The organism is Streptomyces sp. NPDC093111 (assembly GCF_040683955.1).
Lineage (GTDB): Bacteria > Actinomycetota > Actinomycetes > Streptomycetales > Streptomycetaceae > Streptomyces.
Genome location: NZ_JBFBNW010000024.1, coordinates 59,259 through 73,090 on the forward strand (window position 1 = coordinate 59,259; position 13,832 = coordinate 73,090).

The window sequence follows — 13,832 nt, forward strand, 5'->3', positions numbered from 1 at the left end:
CCCCCCTGCGGGTGGGGGTGGGACCAGGTCGGCACGAGGGTAAGTCCTACCTGGCCGTAGCAGGGACGCAGTGCTGAGGATCACCCCCTCACGGAGTACCCGCGTGGAAGGATTTGCGACATGCCGGACCCGTCCTCCCCCTCTTCGGTGCTCGTTCCGTACGCCTCGTACTTGCGGGTGTACGAGCCGCTGGCCGCCTTCCCGGAGCCGGAGCGGAGCCACTGGGCCCGCTACGCCTGCCGGCCGGACCTTCCGGGGGCCCAGCAGGAACTGCGCGCTTCGCTGGCGGACTTGGTGCGGGTGCCGCCGGTCCCGGTGCCGGCCCGCGAGAGCGGGGACGCGTTCGTGGCGTCGGTGGACGGGGCGGTCCTGGTCTGTCCGTGGCGCACCCGGCTGCGCGGGTGGCTGGCCCTGGAGGAGCTGGTGGGCGGGACGCTGCCGGCGGCGGTCCTGGACGCGATGCTGGCGCCGGAGGCGCGGGCGCGGGTGGCGGCGGAGCACGAGCGGTGGCGGGAGCGGAATCCGGACGCGCGGCCGTGGATCCGCGGCGCGGTGTGGCAGGTGCCGCTGCGGTGGTTCACGCTCTTCTCGGACGAGGAGCGGGAGTACGACCCGGGGGCCGTCGCGGGCGCGCCGGAGGGCGGGGGCGGCGGTGAGGTCCCGGCCCGGCCGCCGGTGCTGCGCTACCGGACGCCGATGGTGCAGGCGCGGCGACGGCTGGCGCGGGCCCTGAAGGCGCTGCGGGAGTCGATCGACGAGGGCCCGATGACGGAGGGTCTGATCGAGGTGGGGCGCTGGCTGGAGGAGTTCCATCCGCGGGCGCTGGTGGAGCTGGACTACGGCGGCCTGGTGCACGCGCTCGGGCCGGAGGCGCTGGCGGCGGACCGGTCGGCGGCCGACATGGCGCTGGGGATCGCGGCGCTGCGGGACGGCGACGAGGAGGCCGCGCAGGCGGCGTACGGGCGGCTGGCGGAGCGGTGGCGGGCGGTCCGCGACCTTCGGTTCGCCAACTGACGGGGGCGGTCCCGGGGGCGGCCCGGGGGCGGCCCGGGGGGTGGTCCCGGGAGCTGGAACCGACCGTCCTCGCGGTTATCACTCGACAGATCAGGTCTATCTGGCTTAAATGATCTTCTCGCTGGACGTCTGTTCGGGTCCTTGGTGTGTTCTCGTGGGGACGTTGGGGCGGGTGTGGCAGGACGTAGGTCCCGATCCGGGCCTTTGGCTCAAGCGTGACGGATAGCACTTACCGCACCCTTGCGCCCATCACCCACCCTCGTGCCAAAATAGGACAAGGAGTCCGGGGAGGGTTCCTTCCGCCCAAGTAAGGGCGGAATGCTCGACATTGCACTCTATGGGGGGTCTGAGGACTCCTGATCGCTCTGTGACTGATCGTCACAGTCGCGTGACTGTCCGTTATGGCATGGTCCATCGACTTCCGCCGCTGATGAACACCTGCGAGGGCAATTCCATCGGTTTGGCCGACGTGGCTGGACGGATGGTGTAGTTGTAGTGCCGAGGACAAGCCGTTCGTCCTATAACCGACTCGGCCCGCTACTGCCATTTCGGGCAACGCGGGTCAAGGTGCAGAATTTAGAGGAAAGAACCGAGAAGGTTCGGTTCTCCCGAGGAGGCCGCTCATGACCGCTCGCACCCCTGATGCCGAGCCGCTGCTGACCCCTGCCGAGGTTGCCACGATGTTCCGCGTGGACCCGAAGACGGTGACCCGTTGGGCGAAGGCGGGCAAGCTCACGTCCATCCGCACCCTGGGTGGGCACCGCCGGTACCGCGAGGCCGAGGTTCGCGCTCTGCTGGCGGGTATTCCGCAGCAGCGTAGCGAGGCCTGAGGCGCTCGCGACTTACGCAACACCCCGTAATACCTGCAACACCGGGCACTTGCCGGGTCCCCCAACCCGGTCCGCCCACCCCAAGCTCTGCTGACGAACGACCTGCCCCAACGGGTCCTCCGTCGTCGATCGCGCTGGACTCCGCCGGGTCCAGCGCGATCTTTTTATGTCCGCCGCCGGCCCCGTCCCTGCGGTGCAATTGCACATATTAAATCGAAGCCATGTAGGAAGGGTGTAAGTGAGGCGCTTCTGGAAACGGATTGAGTGACACCCGTCACATCGTCAGACTCTTGCCATAGAACAGCCTTCCACCCCCCGGAGGCCGGCCAACGCGCCGTTGGTCACCCCTTGCCGGGACCTTGGTCCCTCGGTGGCGGGAACGCAAGAAGGCCCGCACCGAACGGTGCGGGCCTTCTTCGCTTGCGACTCTGACGGGACTTGAACCCGCGACCTCCACCTTGACAGGGTGGCGAGCTAACCAACTGCTCCACAGAGCCTTGCTCGCAGCCGCTGAACCGTGGCTGCGAAGATGACTGTACAGCAGGTCAGCGGTCTGGTCGAACTCGCCCGCCGCGCCCGCCGAACGGGCTACGGCACCGCCGCGTCGATCGCCTTCACGATCCGCTTGTCGGAGACCGGGTGGGCCGTGCCCAGGGCGTGGGCGAAGTAGCTGACCCGCAGTTCCTCGATCATCCAGCGGATGTCCGTGACCTGCGTCGGCACCGGCCGGCCCTTGGGGAGCTGTTCGAGCAGCCAGGCGTACTCGTCCAGCATCTCGTGGACCTTCTCCATCCGGGTGGTGTCCCGCTGCACGCCCGTCGGCATCTGCTGCAGCCGCCGGTCCACCGCCACCAGATAGCGCATCAGGTCCGGCAGCCGCTTCAGGCCCGTACGGGTCACGAAACCGGCCGGCATCAGCCAGGCCAGCTGGTCGCGCACGTCCTTGAGGTTGGGCAGCAGCGCGGGGCTGCCGGTGGCCTTCAGACGCCGCTCACAGGCCTGCCAGGCCGCCAGGACCTGCTGCACCTGCCCCACGGTCCGCACGGTCAGCTCCACGAGGTCCGCGCGGACCTTGTCGTACAGCTTCCGGAAGGACTCCTCGTCCCACGCCGGGCCGCCGTGGTCCGCGATCAGCCGGTCGGCCGCCGCCGTCGCGCAGTCGTCGAACAGCGCCTGGATCGAGCCGTGCGGGTTCGCCGACAGGGCCAGCTTCTGCTGGTTCGTCAGCCGGTCCGAGGCGAACTTCGCCGGGTTCACCGGGATGTTCAGCAGGATCAGCTTCCGGGTGCCCCGCCACATCGCCAGCTGCTGCTCGGCCTCCGTGTCGAAGAGCCGCACCGCCACGCTGTCGCCCTCGTCGACCAGCGCCGGGTACGCCTTGACCGGCTGGCCGGCCCGCCGGGTCTCGAAGACCCGGGTGAGCGTGCCGATCGTCCAGTCCTTGAGCCCTGAGCGCTCCAGGGAGGGCCCCGAACCGTCCGGGCCGCCCGTTGCCGCCGCGGCGGCCTGGGAGAGCGCCTGACGGGCCTTGGGGCGCATCCGCAGCTTCAGCGCCTCCAGGTCCTTGTCCTCGGCCAGCTTGCGGCGCCGCTCGTCGACGATCCGGAAGGTGATCGTGAGGTGCTCGGGCAGCTTCGCCCAGTCGAAGTCGTCCGCGGTCAGCGGGACGCCGACCATCCGCTGGAGCTCCCGCGCGAGCGCGCCCGTCAGCGGCTCCTGGACGGGCACCACCGCGTCCAGGAAGCGGGCCGCGAAGTTCGGCGCCGGGACGTAGTGGCGGCGGATCGGCTTGGGGAGGGACCGGATCAGCTCCGTGACGACCTCCGCGCGCAGGCCCGGGATCTGCCACTCGAAGCCCTCGTCGGTGACCTGGTTCAGCACCTGGAGCGGGACGTGCACGGTCACGCCGTCCGCGTCCGCGCCCGGCTCGAACTGGTACGTCACCCGGAACTTCAGCGGGCCCTGCCGCCACGAGTCCGGGTAGTCGTCCTTGGTGACCGCACCCGCCCTCTCGTTGATCAGCATCTCGCGCTCGAAGTCGAGGAACTCCGGCTCCTCGTGGCGCTTGTGCTTCCACCACGAGTCGAAGTGCGCGCCCGAGACGACGTGCTCGGGCACCCGCTTCTCGTAGAAGTCGAACAGCGTCTCGTCGTCGACGAGGATGTCCCGGCGCCGGGCCCGGTGCTCCAGCTCCTCGACCTCGGTGAGCAGCTTGCGGTTGTCGGCGAAGAACTTGTGGTGGGTGCGCCAGTCGCCCTCGACGAGCGCGTTGCGGATGAACAGCTCGCGGGAGACCTCGGGGTCGATCCGGCCGTAGTTCACCTTGCGGTCGGCGACGATCGGCACGCCGTACAGCGTCACCTTCTCGAAGGCCATGACCGCGGCCTGGTCCTTCTCCCAGTGCGGCTCGCTGTACGTCTTCTTCACCAGGTGCTGGGCCAGCGGCTCGACCCACTCGGGCTCGATCCGCGCGTTGACCCGCGCCCACAGGCGGGAGGTCTCCACCAGCTCGGCGGACATGACGAGCCGCGGGGGCTTCTTGAAGAGCGCGGAGCCGGGGAAGATCGCGAACTTGGCGTTGCGGGCGCCGAGGTACTCGTTGCGGGTGCTCTCCCGCTTGCCGTCCCGGCCGCCGCCCCCGTCCTTGGACTCCTTGACGTCCTTCAGGCCGATGTGGCTGAGGAGCCCGGAGAGCAGGGACACGTGGACGGACTGCTCGGGCGCGTCCTCCTCGTTGAGGTGGATCCCCATCTGCTTCGCGACCGTGCGCAGCTGGGAGTAGATGTCCTGCCACTCCCGGATCCGCAGGAAGTTCAGGTACTCCTGCTTGCACATCCGGCGGAACGAGCTGGAGCCGCGCTCCTTCTGCTGCTCGCGGACGTAGCGCCAGAGGTTGAGGTAGGCGAGGAAGTCGCTCGTCTCGTCCTTGAAGCGGGCGTGCTGCTGGTCGGCCTGCGCCTGCTTCTCGGCGGGCCGCTCGCGCGGGTCCTGGATGGAGAGCGCCGCCGCGATCACCATGACCTCGCGGACGCAGCCGTTGCGGTCGGCCTCCAGGACCATCCGGGCGAGCCGCGGGTCGACGGGCAGCTGGGACAGCTTGCGGCCCTGCTCGGTGAGCCGCTGCCCCTTCCTGCCGTCACGGGGGGACTTCTCGGCCAGGTCCAGCGCGCCGAGCTCCTGGAGGAGCTGCACGCCGTCCCGGATGTTGCGGTGGTCCGGCGGGTCGATGAAGGGGAACTTCTCGATGTCGCCGAGGCCGGCCGCGGTCATCTGGAGGATGACGGAGGCCAGGTTGGTCCGCAGGATCTCCGCGTCGGTGAACTCCGGCCGGGTGAGGAAGTCGTCCTCGGAGTACAGCCGGATGCAGATGCCGTCGCTGGTACGGCCGCAGCGGCCCTTGCGCTGGTTGGCGCTGGCCTGGCTGACCGGCTCGATCGGCAGCCGCTGCACCTTGGTGCGGTGCGAGTAGCGGGAGATGCGGGCGGTGCCCGGGTCGATCACGTACTTGATGCCGGGGACGGTGAGCGAGGTCTCGGCCACGTTCGTCGCGAGGACGATCCGGCGGCCGGAGTGCGCCTGGAAGACCCGGTGCTGCTCGGCATGGCTCAGCCGCGCGTACAGCGGCAGCACCTCGGTGCCGCGCAGCTGCTTCTTGATCAGGGCGTCGGCGGTGTCGCGGATCTCGCGCTCGCCGGAGAGGAAGACCAGGACGTCGCCGGGGCCCTCGGCCTGGAGCTCGTCGACGGCGTCGCAGATCGCGGTGATCTGGTCCCGGTCGGCCTCCTCGCCGCCCTCTTCGAGGAGCGGGCGGTAACGCACCTCGACCGGGTACGTGCGGCCGCTGACCTCGACGATCGGCGCCTCGCCGAAGTGGCGGGAGAAGCGCTCCGGGTCGATGGTCGCGGAGGTGATCACGACCTTCAGGTCGGGGCGCTTCGGCAGCAGCTGGGCCAGGTAGCCGAGCAGGAAGTCGATGTTGAGGGACCGCTCGTGGGCCTCGTCGATGATGATCGTGTCGTAGGCGCGCAGCTCGCGGTCGGTCTGGATCTCGGCGAGCAGGATGCCGTCGGTCATCAGCTTCACGAAGGTGCCCTCGGGGTTCACCTGGTCGGTGAAGCGCACCTTCCAGCCGACGGCCTCGCCCAGCGGGGTGCGGAGCTCCTCCGCGACGCGCTCGGCGACCGTGCGGGCGGCGATCCGGCGGGGCTGGGTGTGCCCGATCATGCCGCGGACGCCACGGCCGAGCTCCAGGCAGATCTTCGGGATCTGCGTCGTCTTCCCGGAACCGGTCTCACCGGCGACGATCACGACCTGGTGGTCGCGTATCGCCTCCAGGATCTCGTCCTTCTTCTGGGAGACGGGCAGCTGTTCCGGGTACGTGACCGCGGGCACGCGGGCGGCGCGCGCGTCGACCCGCTCCTTGGCCTTGCCGGCCTCGGCGGCGATCTCGTCCAGGACGGCCTCACGGGCCTCGGGCTTGCGGATGCGGCGGGCGCCTTCGAGACGTCGGCCGAGCCGGTGGGAGTCCCGCAGCGAGACCTCGGCCAGGACGGACTGGAGGGCGGCGAAGGAAGTAGACATACGGCATTCAGGATCGCACCTGCGGCGGAGAAGCGGCGAACCGATTTACCAGGGCCGGACGGACGGGCTGCGTAATATTTCGGGCACACCCGCCAGCACCGTCCCGAAAGGTTTCCGCATGTCCCGCACCGCTCGCGTCCTCGCGGCGTTCGCCGCGCTCGCGGGCCTGGTGCTGGGACTCGTGGTCTGCGGGGCCGCCACGCCCCCGCCCGCGCCCGGACCGGTCGTCGCGGGCGCCCTGGCGCCCGGCTGCGGACAGGGCCATCCGGCCGACGAGGGGGCCGCGGGTCCCGTCGTACCGCCGCGGTCGCACGGCTTCGGGGAGCTGCTGCCCGCGCTCGTGGGGGCGCGGGCGGGCTGCGCGGACTGGGCCGTGGACGAGGGCCCGGCGGAGACCACCCGGGGCCGGGAGCCGCCCGCGCTGGTGCCTCCCTCGCCCGTGGAGCTGTCGATCCTGAGGGTCTAGACGGCCGGCGCCCCTCCTCGCCGCCCGTCCTCTTCGCCTTCCCTCTCCGACCTCAGGAGCGCTTCCGCATGTCCCGGTCCAAGCCCGTCATGATCATCAGTGGTGTGGTGCTCGCCGCCACGCTGCTCGGCGTCGCCTCGTACGCGACCACCAAGCCGTCCGGCCCGTCCTCCTCGCCCGGCGCCGCCGCCGAGGTCTCCGCCGACCCGTCCGCCGGCGTCTACCCCGAGCTGGAGGCGTACGCCCGCCGGGACGCCGCCGACAAGCTGGCCCTCGGCCGGGCCGACGCGCCGGTCGTCCTGATCGAGTACGCCGACTTCAAGTGCGGCTACTGCGGGAAGTTCGCCCGGGACACCGAGCCCGAACTGGTGAAGCGGTACGTCGACGCCGGCACCCTGCGCATCGAGTGGCGGAACTTCCCGATCTTCGGCGAGGAGTCGGAGGCGGCGGCCCGGGCCTCCTGGGCGGCCGGGCAGCAGGGCCGGTTCTGGGAGTTCCACAAGGCGGCGTACGCGCAGGGCGCCAAGGAGAAGGGCTTCGGCAAGGAGCGCCTGACCGCCCTCGCCCGGGAGGCCGGCGTCCCGGACCTGGCCCGCTTCACCCGCGACACGGACGGGGCCGCGGCCCGGGCGGCGGTCGGCAAGGACCAGGAGCAGGGCTACTCGCTGGGCGCCACCTCCACCCCCTCCTTCCTCGTCAACGGGCGCCCGATCGCGGGCGCCCAGCCGATGGAGGCGTTCACCCAGGCGATCGACGCGGCGGCGAAGGCGGCCGCCGCGAAGAAGCCGGGCGCGGGGGCGACGCCGGGGTCCGGCCGGTGACCTCCGGCATCGGCTACTTCGCGGCCTTCCTCGGCGGGCTGCTGGCCCTGCTCAGCCCGTGCAGCGCCCTGCTGCTGCCGGCCTTCTTCGCGTACTCGGTGGACGGCCGGGCCCGCCTGGTCGCCCGTACCGGCGTCTTCTACGCGGGCCTGGCCACCACCCTCGTCCCGCTGGGCGCGGCCGGCTCCTTCGCCGGGCGGCTCTTCTACGGGCACCGGGACCTGCTGGTGGCCGTAGGCGGCTGGCTGATCGTCGGTCTCGGGGTGCTGCAGATCCTCGGTCTGGGCTTCGCGTCCCGCCGGATGAGCGAGGTCAGCGGCCGGATCCGCCCGACGACCGCGTTCTCCGTGTACGCCCTGGGCCTGGTCTACGGTCTCGCCGGGTTCTGCGCGGGCCCCATCCTGGGCAGCGTCCTGACCGTGGCCGCGCTCAGCGGCAGCCCGGTCTACGGCGGCCTGCTCCTCGCCGTGTACGCGCTCGGCATGGCCGTCCCGCTCTTCGTGCTGGCCCTGCTCTGGAACCGCTACGACCTGGGGCGGCGGCGCTGGCTGCGGGGCCGGCCGATCCGGCTCGGCCGTTTCGAGCTGCATTCGACCTCGGTGCTCTCGGGCCTGTTCTTCATCGCCCTCGGCACGCTCTTCCTGGTCTTCGACGGGACGACCGCGCTGCCGGGGCTGCTGTCCGTGGACGACTCGTTCGCCGTGGAGGAGCGGGTGGGCGCCGTGGGCCGTCTGGTCCCGGACTGGGCGCTGCTCCTCGCGGTGCCGGCCGTGGTGGCCGCCGGCTTCGCGGTGCGGGCCCTGCGGGGGCGGCGGCGCGAGGAGGCGTGACGGTACGGGGAGGAGGGCGCCGCCCTCCTCCCCGTACCGTCACCCTCGCGGACGCACGGACGCACGGACGCACGGACGCACGGACGCACGGACGCACGGACGCACGGACGCACGAAGAAGGCCCCGTTCTTTCGAACGGGGCCTTCTCTTTGTGGCTGGGGCCGGGGTCGAACCGGCGACCTATCGCTTTTCAGGCGATCGCTCGTACCAACTGAGCTACCCAGCCACGAGACTGTTTCCAGCCTCAGCGACTCTGACGGGACTTGAACCCGCGACCTCCACCTTGACAGGGTGGCGAGCTAACCAACTGCTCCACAGAGCCATATGTTGTGCGAGAACAAGTCTCGCACAGGATTGTGCGTGCCCCCAACGGGATTCGAACCCGTGCTACCGCCTTGAAAGGGCGGCGTCCTGGGCCACTAGACGATGAGGGCTAAGGGCCCACCTGGGCGCTTTCCAGCGCGTCGGGGACGTGAGAAGCATATGGGATCCCGGCCGGATCGCCAAAACGGTTTCTCCCGGCAGGTGGAGGGGGCTTTCGAGGGAGGGAGAATGGGCCCGTGCTGGAGATGACGCGCGAGGAGTTCGAGGAGCTCGTCGCCGAAGCCCTGGACCGGATCCCGCCGGAGCTGACCCGGCTGATGGACAACGTCGCCGTGTTCGTGGAGGACGAGCCGTCGCCCGACGATCCCGAACTGCTCGGGCTCTACGAGGGGACACCGCTCACCGACCGGGGCGAGTGGTACGCCGGGGTCCTCCCGGACCGGATCACCATCTACCGCGGCCCGACCCTGCGGATGTGCGAGTCCCACGAGGACGTGGTCGCGGAGACCGAGATCACCGTGGTGCACGAGATCGCCCACCACTTCGGCATCGACGACGAGCGGCTGCACGCGCTGGGCTACGGCTGAGGCGGGGCGGGGCGGGGCGGGGTGGGTGCGGGGCTGGGCTGAGCCGGGTGGGTCCGGGCTGAGCCGGGGCGGTCCGGGCGGGTGGTGGCCGGGATCGGGCCGGCGGTTGCTGGGGCGTGTCCCTTGCGGCGCCAAGGGAGTTGGGCAGGGCGACGCGTTCGATCGGCTCGATCGGCGCCCCGTTCCCGCCCGTCATGTCCTGGAGGTGCCCCTGTGCGCCATTTGCCCACACCGGTGCGTTGGGCCGCGACCGCCCTGGCGGTAGCCGCCTGCGCGGGTCTGAGCGGCTGTATGAGTGTCAGCGACGACGGCGCCAAGCCGGCGCCCAGCAATTCCGCCGGGAAGCCGGGTGCGGCGGCCGGTGCCGGGGAGGACGGCGGCCTGTCCGGCGGGAGCGAGGGCGGCGGGTACGACCGTACGGCCCGGAGCGGGCCGGACGCGGACGGCTCCGACAAGGGGGCGCCGGTGCCGAGCGGCTCCCCGACGGCCTCCGCCAAGCCGGCCGGCGGCGCGGGCGCGGCGGGCGCGGGCGGGCTGCCGAAGCCGCCGCAGACGCCGGGCGGGACGGGCGGCCCCGGCGCGGGCACCGGGGGCGGCTCGGGCGCGCCGGGTGGCGAGACCACGCCACCGGTCGATCCGCCGGACCCGACGCCGACCCAGGACCCGACCACGCCGCCGCCGGACCCGACGTCCGAGCCGACGGTCAGCGAGACCCCCTCGACCACCCCCGGGGCGGACACCCACATGGGTGCCATGAGGGCGGCGGAGGGGCCGGGTGCGCTGTCCGAGCCGGAGGCATCACCGCAGGCCAGGCCGGTGTGACGGTGATCGGTTTGCCTTGGGTGGGGGGGAGTGCGTATGGTGGTAGATCGTTTGATCCCATTTGCCCGGCGCCACGACCGAAGAGCGCCGTGACTGGCGCGTACTCTCCCTTGCCGTGGCTGACCGCATTGAGGCGGTCCGTAGTGCGAAACACGGAGTTGACGGGCGCGTGCCGAGACTCCGGAAGGTTTCGCATTTCGCATGTCCATTTTCAGTTCTGATCACGCCGTCCTGCCCGAGAACGAGAACGACGAGACCGTCGAGGCCGTAGTGGCCACCGACGCCGTCGAGACCGTCGAGGCCAAGGACGCCACCGACACCCCCGCCGTCGACGCCGACGACGCCGCCGACACCGACGACGCCGACAACAGCGTCGAGGACGTCGCCGACGACGCCGAGGACGCCGACGAGACCCCCGGGATCACCTTCGGTGACCTGGGCCTCCCCGAGGGCGTCGTGCGCAAGCTGGCGCAGAACGGCGTCACCACCCCGTTCCCGATCCAGGCCGCGACCATCCCGGACGCCCTGGCCGGCAAGGACATCCTCGGCCGCGGTCGCACCGGCTCGGGCAAGACCCTCTCCTTCGGCCTGCCGCTCCTCGCCACCCTGGCGGAGGGCCGCACCGAGAAGAAGAAGCCCCGCGGTGTCATCCTCACCCCGACCCGTGAGCTCGCGATGCAGGTCGCGGACGCCCTCCAGCCGTACGGCGACGTGCTCGGCCTCAAGATGAAGGTCGTCTGCGGCGGTACGTCGATGGGCAACCAGATCTACGCGCTGGAGCGCGGCGTCGACATCCTCGTCGCCACCCCGGGCCGTCTGCGCGACATCATCAACCGTGGCGCGTGCTCCCTGGAGCAGGTCAAGATCGCGGTCCTCGACGAGGCCGACCAGATGGCCGACCTGGGCTTCCTGCCCGAGGTCACCGAGCTGCTCGACCAGGTTCCGGCCGGCGGCCAGCGCCTGCTCTTCTCCGCCACCCTGGAGAACGAGATCGACAGCCTGGTCAAGCGCTACCTGGTGAACCCGATCACGCACGAGGTCGACCCGTCCGCCGGTGCCGTCACGACGATGACCCACCACGTCCTGGTCGTGAAGCCGAAGGACAAGGCCCCGGTCACCGCTGCCATCGCCGCCCGCAAGGGCCGCACGATCATCTTCGTCCGCACCCAGCTGGGCGCCGACCGCATCGCCGAGCAGCTGCGTGACGCCGGTGTGAAGGCCGACGCGCTGCACGGCGGCATGACGCAGGGCGCGCGTACCCGCACCCTCGCCGACTTCAAGGACGGCTACGTCAACGCGCTCGTCGCTACCGACGTCGCCGCCCGAGGCATCCACGTGGACGGCATCGACCTGGTCCTCAACGTGGACCCGGCCGGCGACCACAAGGACTACCTGCACCGCTCGGGCCGTACCGCCCGTGCCGGCCGCTCCGGTGTCGTGGTCTCCCTGGCCCTGCCGCACCAGCGCCGTCAGATCTTCCGCCTGATGGAGGACGCGGGCGTCGACGCCTCGCGCCACATCGTCGGCGGTGCGGGCGTGTTCGAGCCCGAGGTCGCCGAGATCACCGGCGCCCGTTCCCTCACCGAGGTCCAGGCCGACTCCGCGAACAACTCGGCCAAGCAGGCCGAGCGCGAGGTCCTCGACCTGACCAAGCAGCTGGAGCGCCTGCAGCGCCGCGCCGTCGAGCTCCGCGAGGAGGCCGACCGCCTGGTGGCCCGTGCCGCCCGTGAGCGCGGCGAGGACCCGGAGGCCGCGGTCGCCGAGGTGACCGAGGTCGCGGAGGCCGCCGCCGCGGTGGCGGCCGAGCCGGTCCGCGAGGAGCGCCGCGACTTCGACCGCCGCGACGACCGCGGTGGCTACGAGCGTCGTGACAACGACCGTGGCGGCTTCCGCCGCGACAACGACCGCGGTGGCGACCGTGGCGGCTTCCGCCGCGACAACGACCGCCCGTCGTTCAACCGCGACCGTGACGGCGACCGTGGCGGCTTCCGCCGGGACAACGACCGCGGTGGCGACCGTGGTGGCTTCCGCCGTGACAATGACCGTCCGTCCGGTGGTTTCCGCCGTGACAACGACCGTCCGTCGGGTGGCTTCAACCGCGACCGTGACAACGACCGTGGTGGCTTCCGTCGCGACAACGACCGTCCGTCCGGTGGTTTCCGCCGTGACAACGACCGTCCGTCGGGTGGCTTCAACCGCGACCGTGACAACGACCGTGGTGGCTTCCGCCGTGACAACGACCGTCCGTCCGGTGGCTTCAACCGCGACCGTGACGGCGACCGTGGCGGCTTCCGTCGCGACAACGACCGTCCGTCCGGTGGCTTCCGCCGCGACAACGAGCGCCGTGACAACGACCGCCCGGCCGGCGGTGGCTTCCGCCGCGACGACCGCCCCTCCGGCGGCCACCGTGGCAGCGACCGTCCGTTCAACCGCGACCGTCGTGACGACCGCCCGTCCAGCGGCTTCCGCCGCGACGACCACCGCCCCTCCGCGGGCGGCGGCTTCCGCCGTGACGACCACCGCCCGTCCGGTGGTGGCTTCCGCCGCGACGAGAAGCCGCGCTGGAAGCGCAACGGCTGACCTTCCGTAAGGCCTTGAAAGGGCCCGCATCCGCACTTCGGTGCGAGTGCGGGCCCTTTCCCGTGCCGCGCCCGCGACGGACGAGCGCCCCGCACCCGAACCTCACGGCTCCCCGGCGCACCGCCCGGTGCGCCGGGGCCGATACCCGATCGGTTTCGGGGAGGTCTCCGGCTATGCTGCATGGGTGTGCTTGTCCATGGGCCGTTAGCTCAATTGGCAGAGCAGTGGACTTTTAATCCATTGGTTGTGGGTTCGAGTCCCACACGGCCTACGCGAGGCGGGCGAGGGGAGACCCTCTGACCTGCTACGGAGCGCCTCGCCCGGTTTCGACCGGGCGGGGCGCTTCGTCGTTCGAGGGCCCGTGCGTGAGCGATGCGTGAGCGGACGGGCTGGGCAGGAGGCGGATCACGGCGGGCTGAGGGGCAGATGACGGCCTCTCCGGCTACAGGCGAGAGCCGGCATCGGCCCACAGCGGCATGTCGAACTCCTCGTCGACCATGTCCTCCTCGTACCAGCCGGAGCCGGCCAGCCACGTCTCCAGCCACTCGGCCAGGCTGCCCGCGTCGACGAACCAGGCACCGGTGAGGTCCTGGTCGGTGATCGTGTTCGGATCGAAGACCAGGACCGGCCCGTCCTCGCTCAGGCAGTCGACGGCGGCGATCATGGCGCAGCCCCAGTCAAGGATCGGCACGACCCCCTTGGGCCAGGACCACCAGGTATCCGCGTCGGCCGGCGGTACGCGGTCGAGGTAGCCGTCGACCACGGTGTGTTCTTCGGCAGCCGTTGCTCGGGTGAGAGGGAAGAGCGTGTACTCAGGGCCGAAGCCCCCGTCCCCCGCCTGCCGGTAGAGGGCTGCAAGGAGGGGGTGCAAGGGGAACCCAAGGCGTTCCTCGGCTGCGGCGAGGGCGTCTGCGGTCACAGGGGGACGGTGCGGTCTGCTCGCCGCAGCTCTAATGGAGACGCGCTCCAGCAGATCG

Annotated in this window: 10 protein-coding genes and 5 tRNA genes; 9 read left to right on the top strand and 6 right to left on the bottom strand. The window is 71.2% G+C overall.

Annotated elements, in window-relative coordinates; genetic code table 11:
• Nucleotides 1–120: 120 nt before the first annotated feature.
• Together AB0Q96_RS33100 and bldC are read left to right on the top strand one after the other, a co-directional pair.
• Entirely contained in the window at nt 121–1,014 is an 894-nt protein-coding gene (locus AB0Q96_RS33100) for a hypothetical protein (protein WP_365332005.1), read from the top strand.
• 623 nt (nt 1,015–1,637) lie between these two features.
• Nucleotides 1,638–1,844 carry a developmental transcriptional regulator BldC gene (gene bldC / locus AB0Q96_RS33105; RefSeq protein ID WP_003949541.1) on the top strand — a complete coding sequence of 69 codons (207 nt, stop codon included), beginning with the start codon at nt 1,638–1,640 and terminating at the stop codon, nt 1,842–1,844.
• 423 nt (nt 1,845–2,267) lie between these two features.
• Here the strand turns inward: bldC and AB0Q96_RS33110 are convergent.
• Together AB0Q96_RS33110 and hrpA are read right to left on the bottom strand one after the other, a co-directional pair.
• Nucleotides 2,268–2,341: transfer RNA gene (locus AB0Q96_RS33110), tRNA-Asp, on the bottom strand.
• Between the two features lie 91 nt (nt 2,342–2,432).
• The gene (gene hrpA, locus AB0Q96_RS33115; protein WP_365332007.1) at nt 2,433–6,425 is read right to left on the bottom strand and encodes an ATP-dependent RNA helicase HrpA; all 3,993 of its coding nucleotides are present in this window, start codon (nt 6,423–6,425) and stop codon (nt 2,433–2,435) included.
• Nucleotides 6,426–6,543: 118 nt separating this feature from the next.
• On the opposite strand from hrpA, the gene AB0Q96_RS33120 reads away from it, so the two are divergent.
• From AB0Q96_RS33120 to AB0Q96_RS33130, 3 genes are all read left to right on the top strand, one after another.
• Entirely contained in the window at nt 6,544–6,891 is a 348-nt protein-coding gene (locus AB0Q96_RS33120) for a hypothetical protein (RefSeq protein WP_365332009.1), read from the top strand.
• Between the two features lie 68 nt (nt 6,892–6,959).
• On the top strand, nt 6,960–7,712 hold the full coding sequence (locus tag AB0Q96_RS33125; RefSeq protein ID WP_365332011.1) for a thioredoxin domain-containing protein: 753 nt from the start codon (nt 6,960–6,962) through the stop codon (nt 7,710–7,712).
• Entirely contained in the window at nt 7,709–8,542 is an 834-nt protein-coding gene (locus AB0Q96_RS33130) for a cytochrome c biogenesis CcdA family protein (protein WP_365332013.1), read from the top strand. The genes AB0Q96_RS33125 and AB0Q96_RS33130 overlap by 4 nt, the downstream gene beginning before the upstream one ends.
• A 152-nt stretch (nt 8,543–8,694) precedes the next feature.
• Here the strand turns inward: AB0Q96_RS33130 and AB0Q96_RS33135 are convergent.
• The 3 genes from AB0Q96_RS33135 to AB0Q96_RS33145 all read right to left on the bottom strand — a co-directional run bounded on the left by AB0Q96_RS33135 (nt 8,695) and on the right by AB0Q96_RS33145 (nt 8,976).
• Nucleotides 8,695–8,768 (bottom strand) — tRNA-Phe (locus tag AB0Q96_RS33135).
• A 22-nt stretch (nt 8,769–8,790) separates the two neighbouring features.
• Nucleotides 8,791–8,864 (bottom strand) — tRNA-Asp (locus tag AB0Q96_RS33140).
• Between the two features lie 39 nt (nt 8,865–8,903).
• Nucleotides 8,904–8,976 (bottom strand) — tRNA-Glu (locus AB0Q96_RS33145).
• Between the two features lie 126 nt (nt 8,977–9,102).
• Between AB0Q96_RS33145 and AB0Q96_RS33150 the strand changes: the two genes are divergently transcribed.
• The 4 genes from AB0Q96_RS33150 (at nt 9,103) to AB0Q96_RS33165 (ending at nt 13,126) form a co-directional block, all read left to right on the top strand.
• A complete protein-coding gene (locus AB0Q96_RS33150; protein WP_351657827.1) occupies nt 9,103–9,453 on the top strand; it encodes a metallopeptidase family protein in 351 nt (116 codons plus the stop codon).
• Nucleotides 9,454–9,744: 291 nt separating this feature from the next.
• Nucleotides 9,745–10,275, top strand: coding sequence for a hypothetical protein (locus AB0Q96_RS33155; RefSeq protein WP_365332015.1), 531 nt, complete (start codon nt 9,745–9,747; stop codon nt 10,273–10,275).
• Between the two features lie 201 nt (nt 10,276–10,476).
• Nucleotides 10,477–12,855 (top strand): DEAD/DEAH box helicase, encoded by a 2,379-nt coding sequence (locus AB0Q96_RS33160; protein WP_365332017.1) that lies wholly within the window; start codon nt 10,477–10,479, stop codon nt 12,853–12,855.
• A 198-nt stretch (nt 12,856–13,053) separates the two neighbouring features.
• A tRNA-Lys gene (locus AB0Q96_RS33165) sits at nt 13,054–13,126 on the top strand.
• Between the two features lie 171 nt (nt 13,127–13,297).
• On the opposite strand, the gene AB0Q96_RS33170 is transcribed toward AB0Q96_RS33165, so the two are convergent.
• A complete protein-coding gene (locus AB0Q96_RS33170; RefSeq protein ID WP_365332019.1) occupies nt 13,298–13,774 on the bottom strand; it encodes an SMI1/KNR4 family protein in 477 nt (158 codons plus the stop codon).
• Nucleotides 13,775–13,832: the final 58 nt, after the last annotated feature.

Bases quoted from the DNA above. Each gene is read 5' to 3' on its own strand.
- AB0Q96_RS33100 (WP_365332005.1), top strand. From the start codon at position 121: ATGCCGGACCCGTCCTCCCCCTCTTCGGTGCTCGTTCCGTACGCCTCG.
- bldC (WP_003949541.1), top strand. From the start codon at position 1,638: ATGACCGCTCGCACCCCTGATGCCGAGCCGCTGCTGACCCCTGCCGAG.
- hrpA (WP_365332007.1), bottom strand. From the start codon at position 6,425: ATGTCTACTTCCTTCGCCGCCCTCCAGTCCGTCCTGGCCGAGGTCTCG.
- AB0Q96_RS33120 (WP_365332009.1), top strand. From the start codon at position 6,544: ATGTCCCGCACCGCTCGCGTCCTCGCGGCGTTCGCCGCGCTCGCGGGC.
- AB0Q96_RS33125 (WP_365332011.1), top strand. From the start codon at position 6,960: ATGTCCCGGTCCAAGCCCGTCATGATCATCAGTGGTGTGGTGCTCGCC.
- AB0Q96_RS33155 (WP_365332015.1), top strand. From the start codon at position 9,745: ATGAGTGTCAGCGACGACGGCGCCAAGCCGGCGCCCAGCAATTCCGCC.
- AB0Q96_RS33160 (WP_365332017.1), top strand. From the start codon at position 10,477: ATGTCCATTTTCAGTTCTGATCACGCCGTCCTGCCCGAGAACGAGAAC.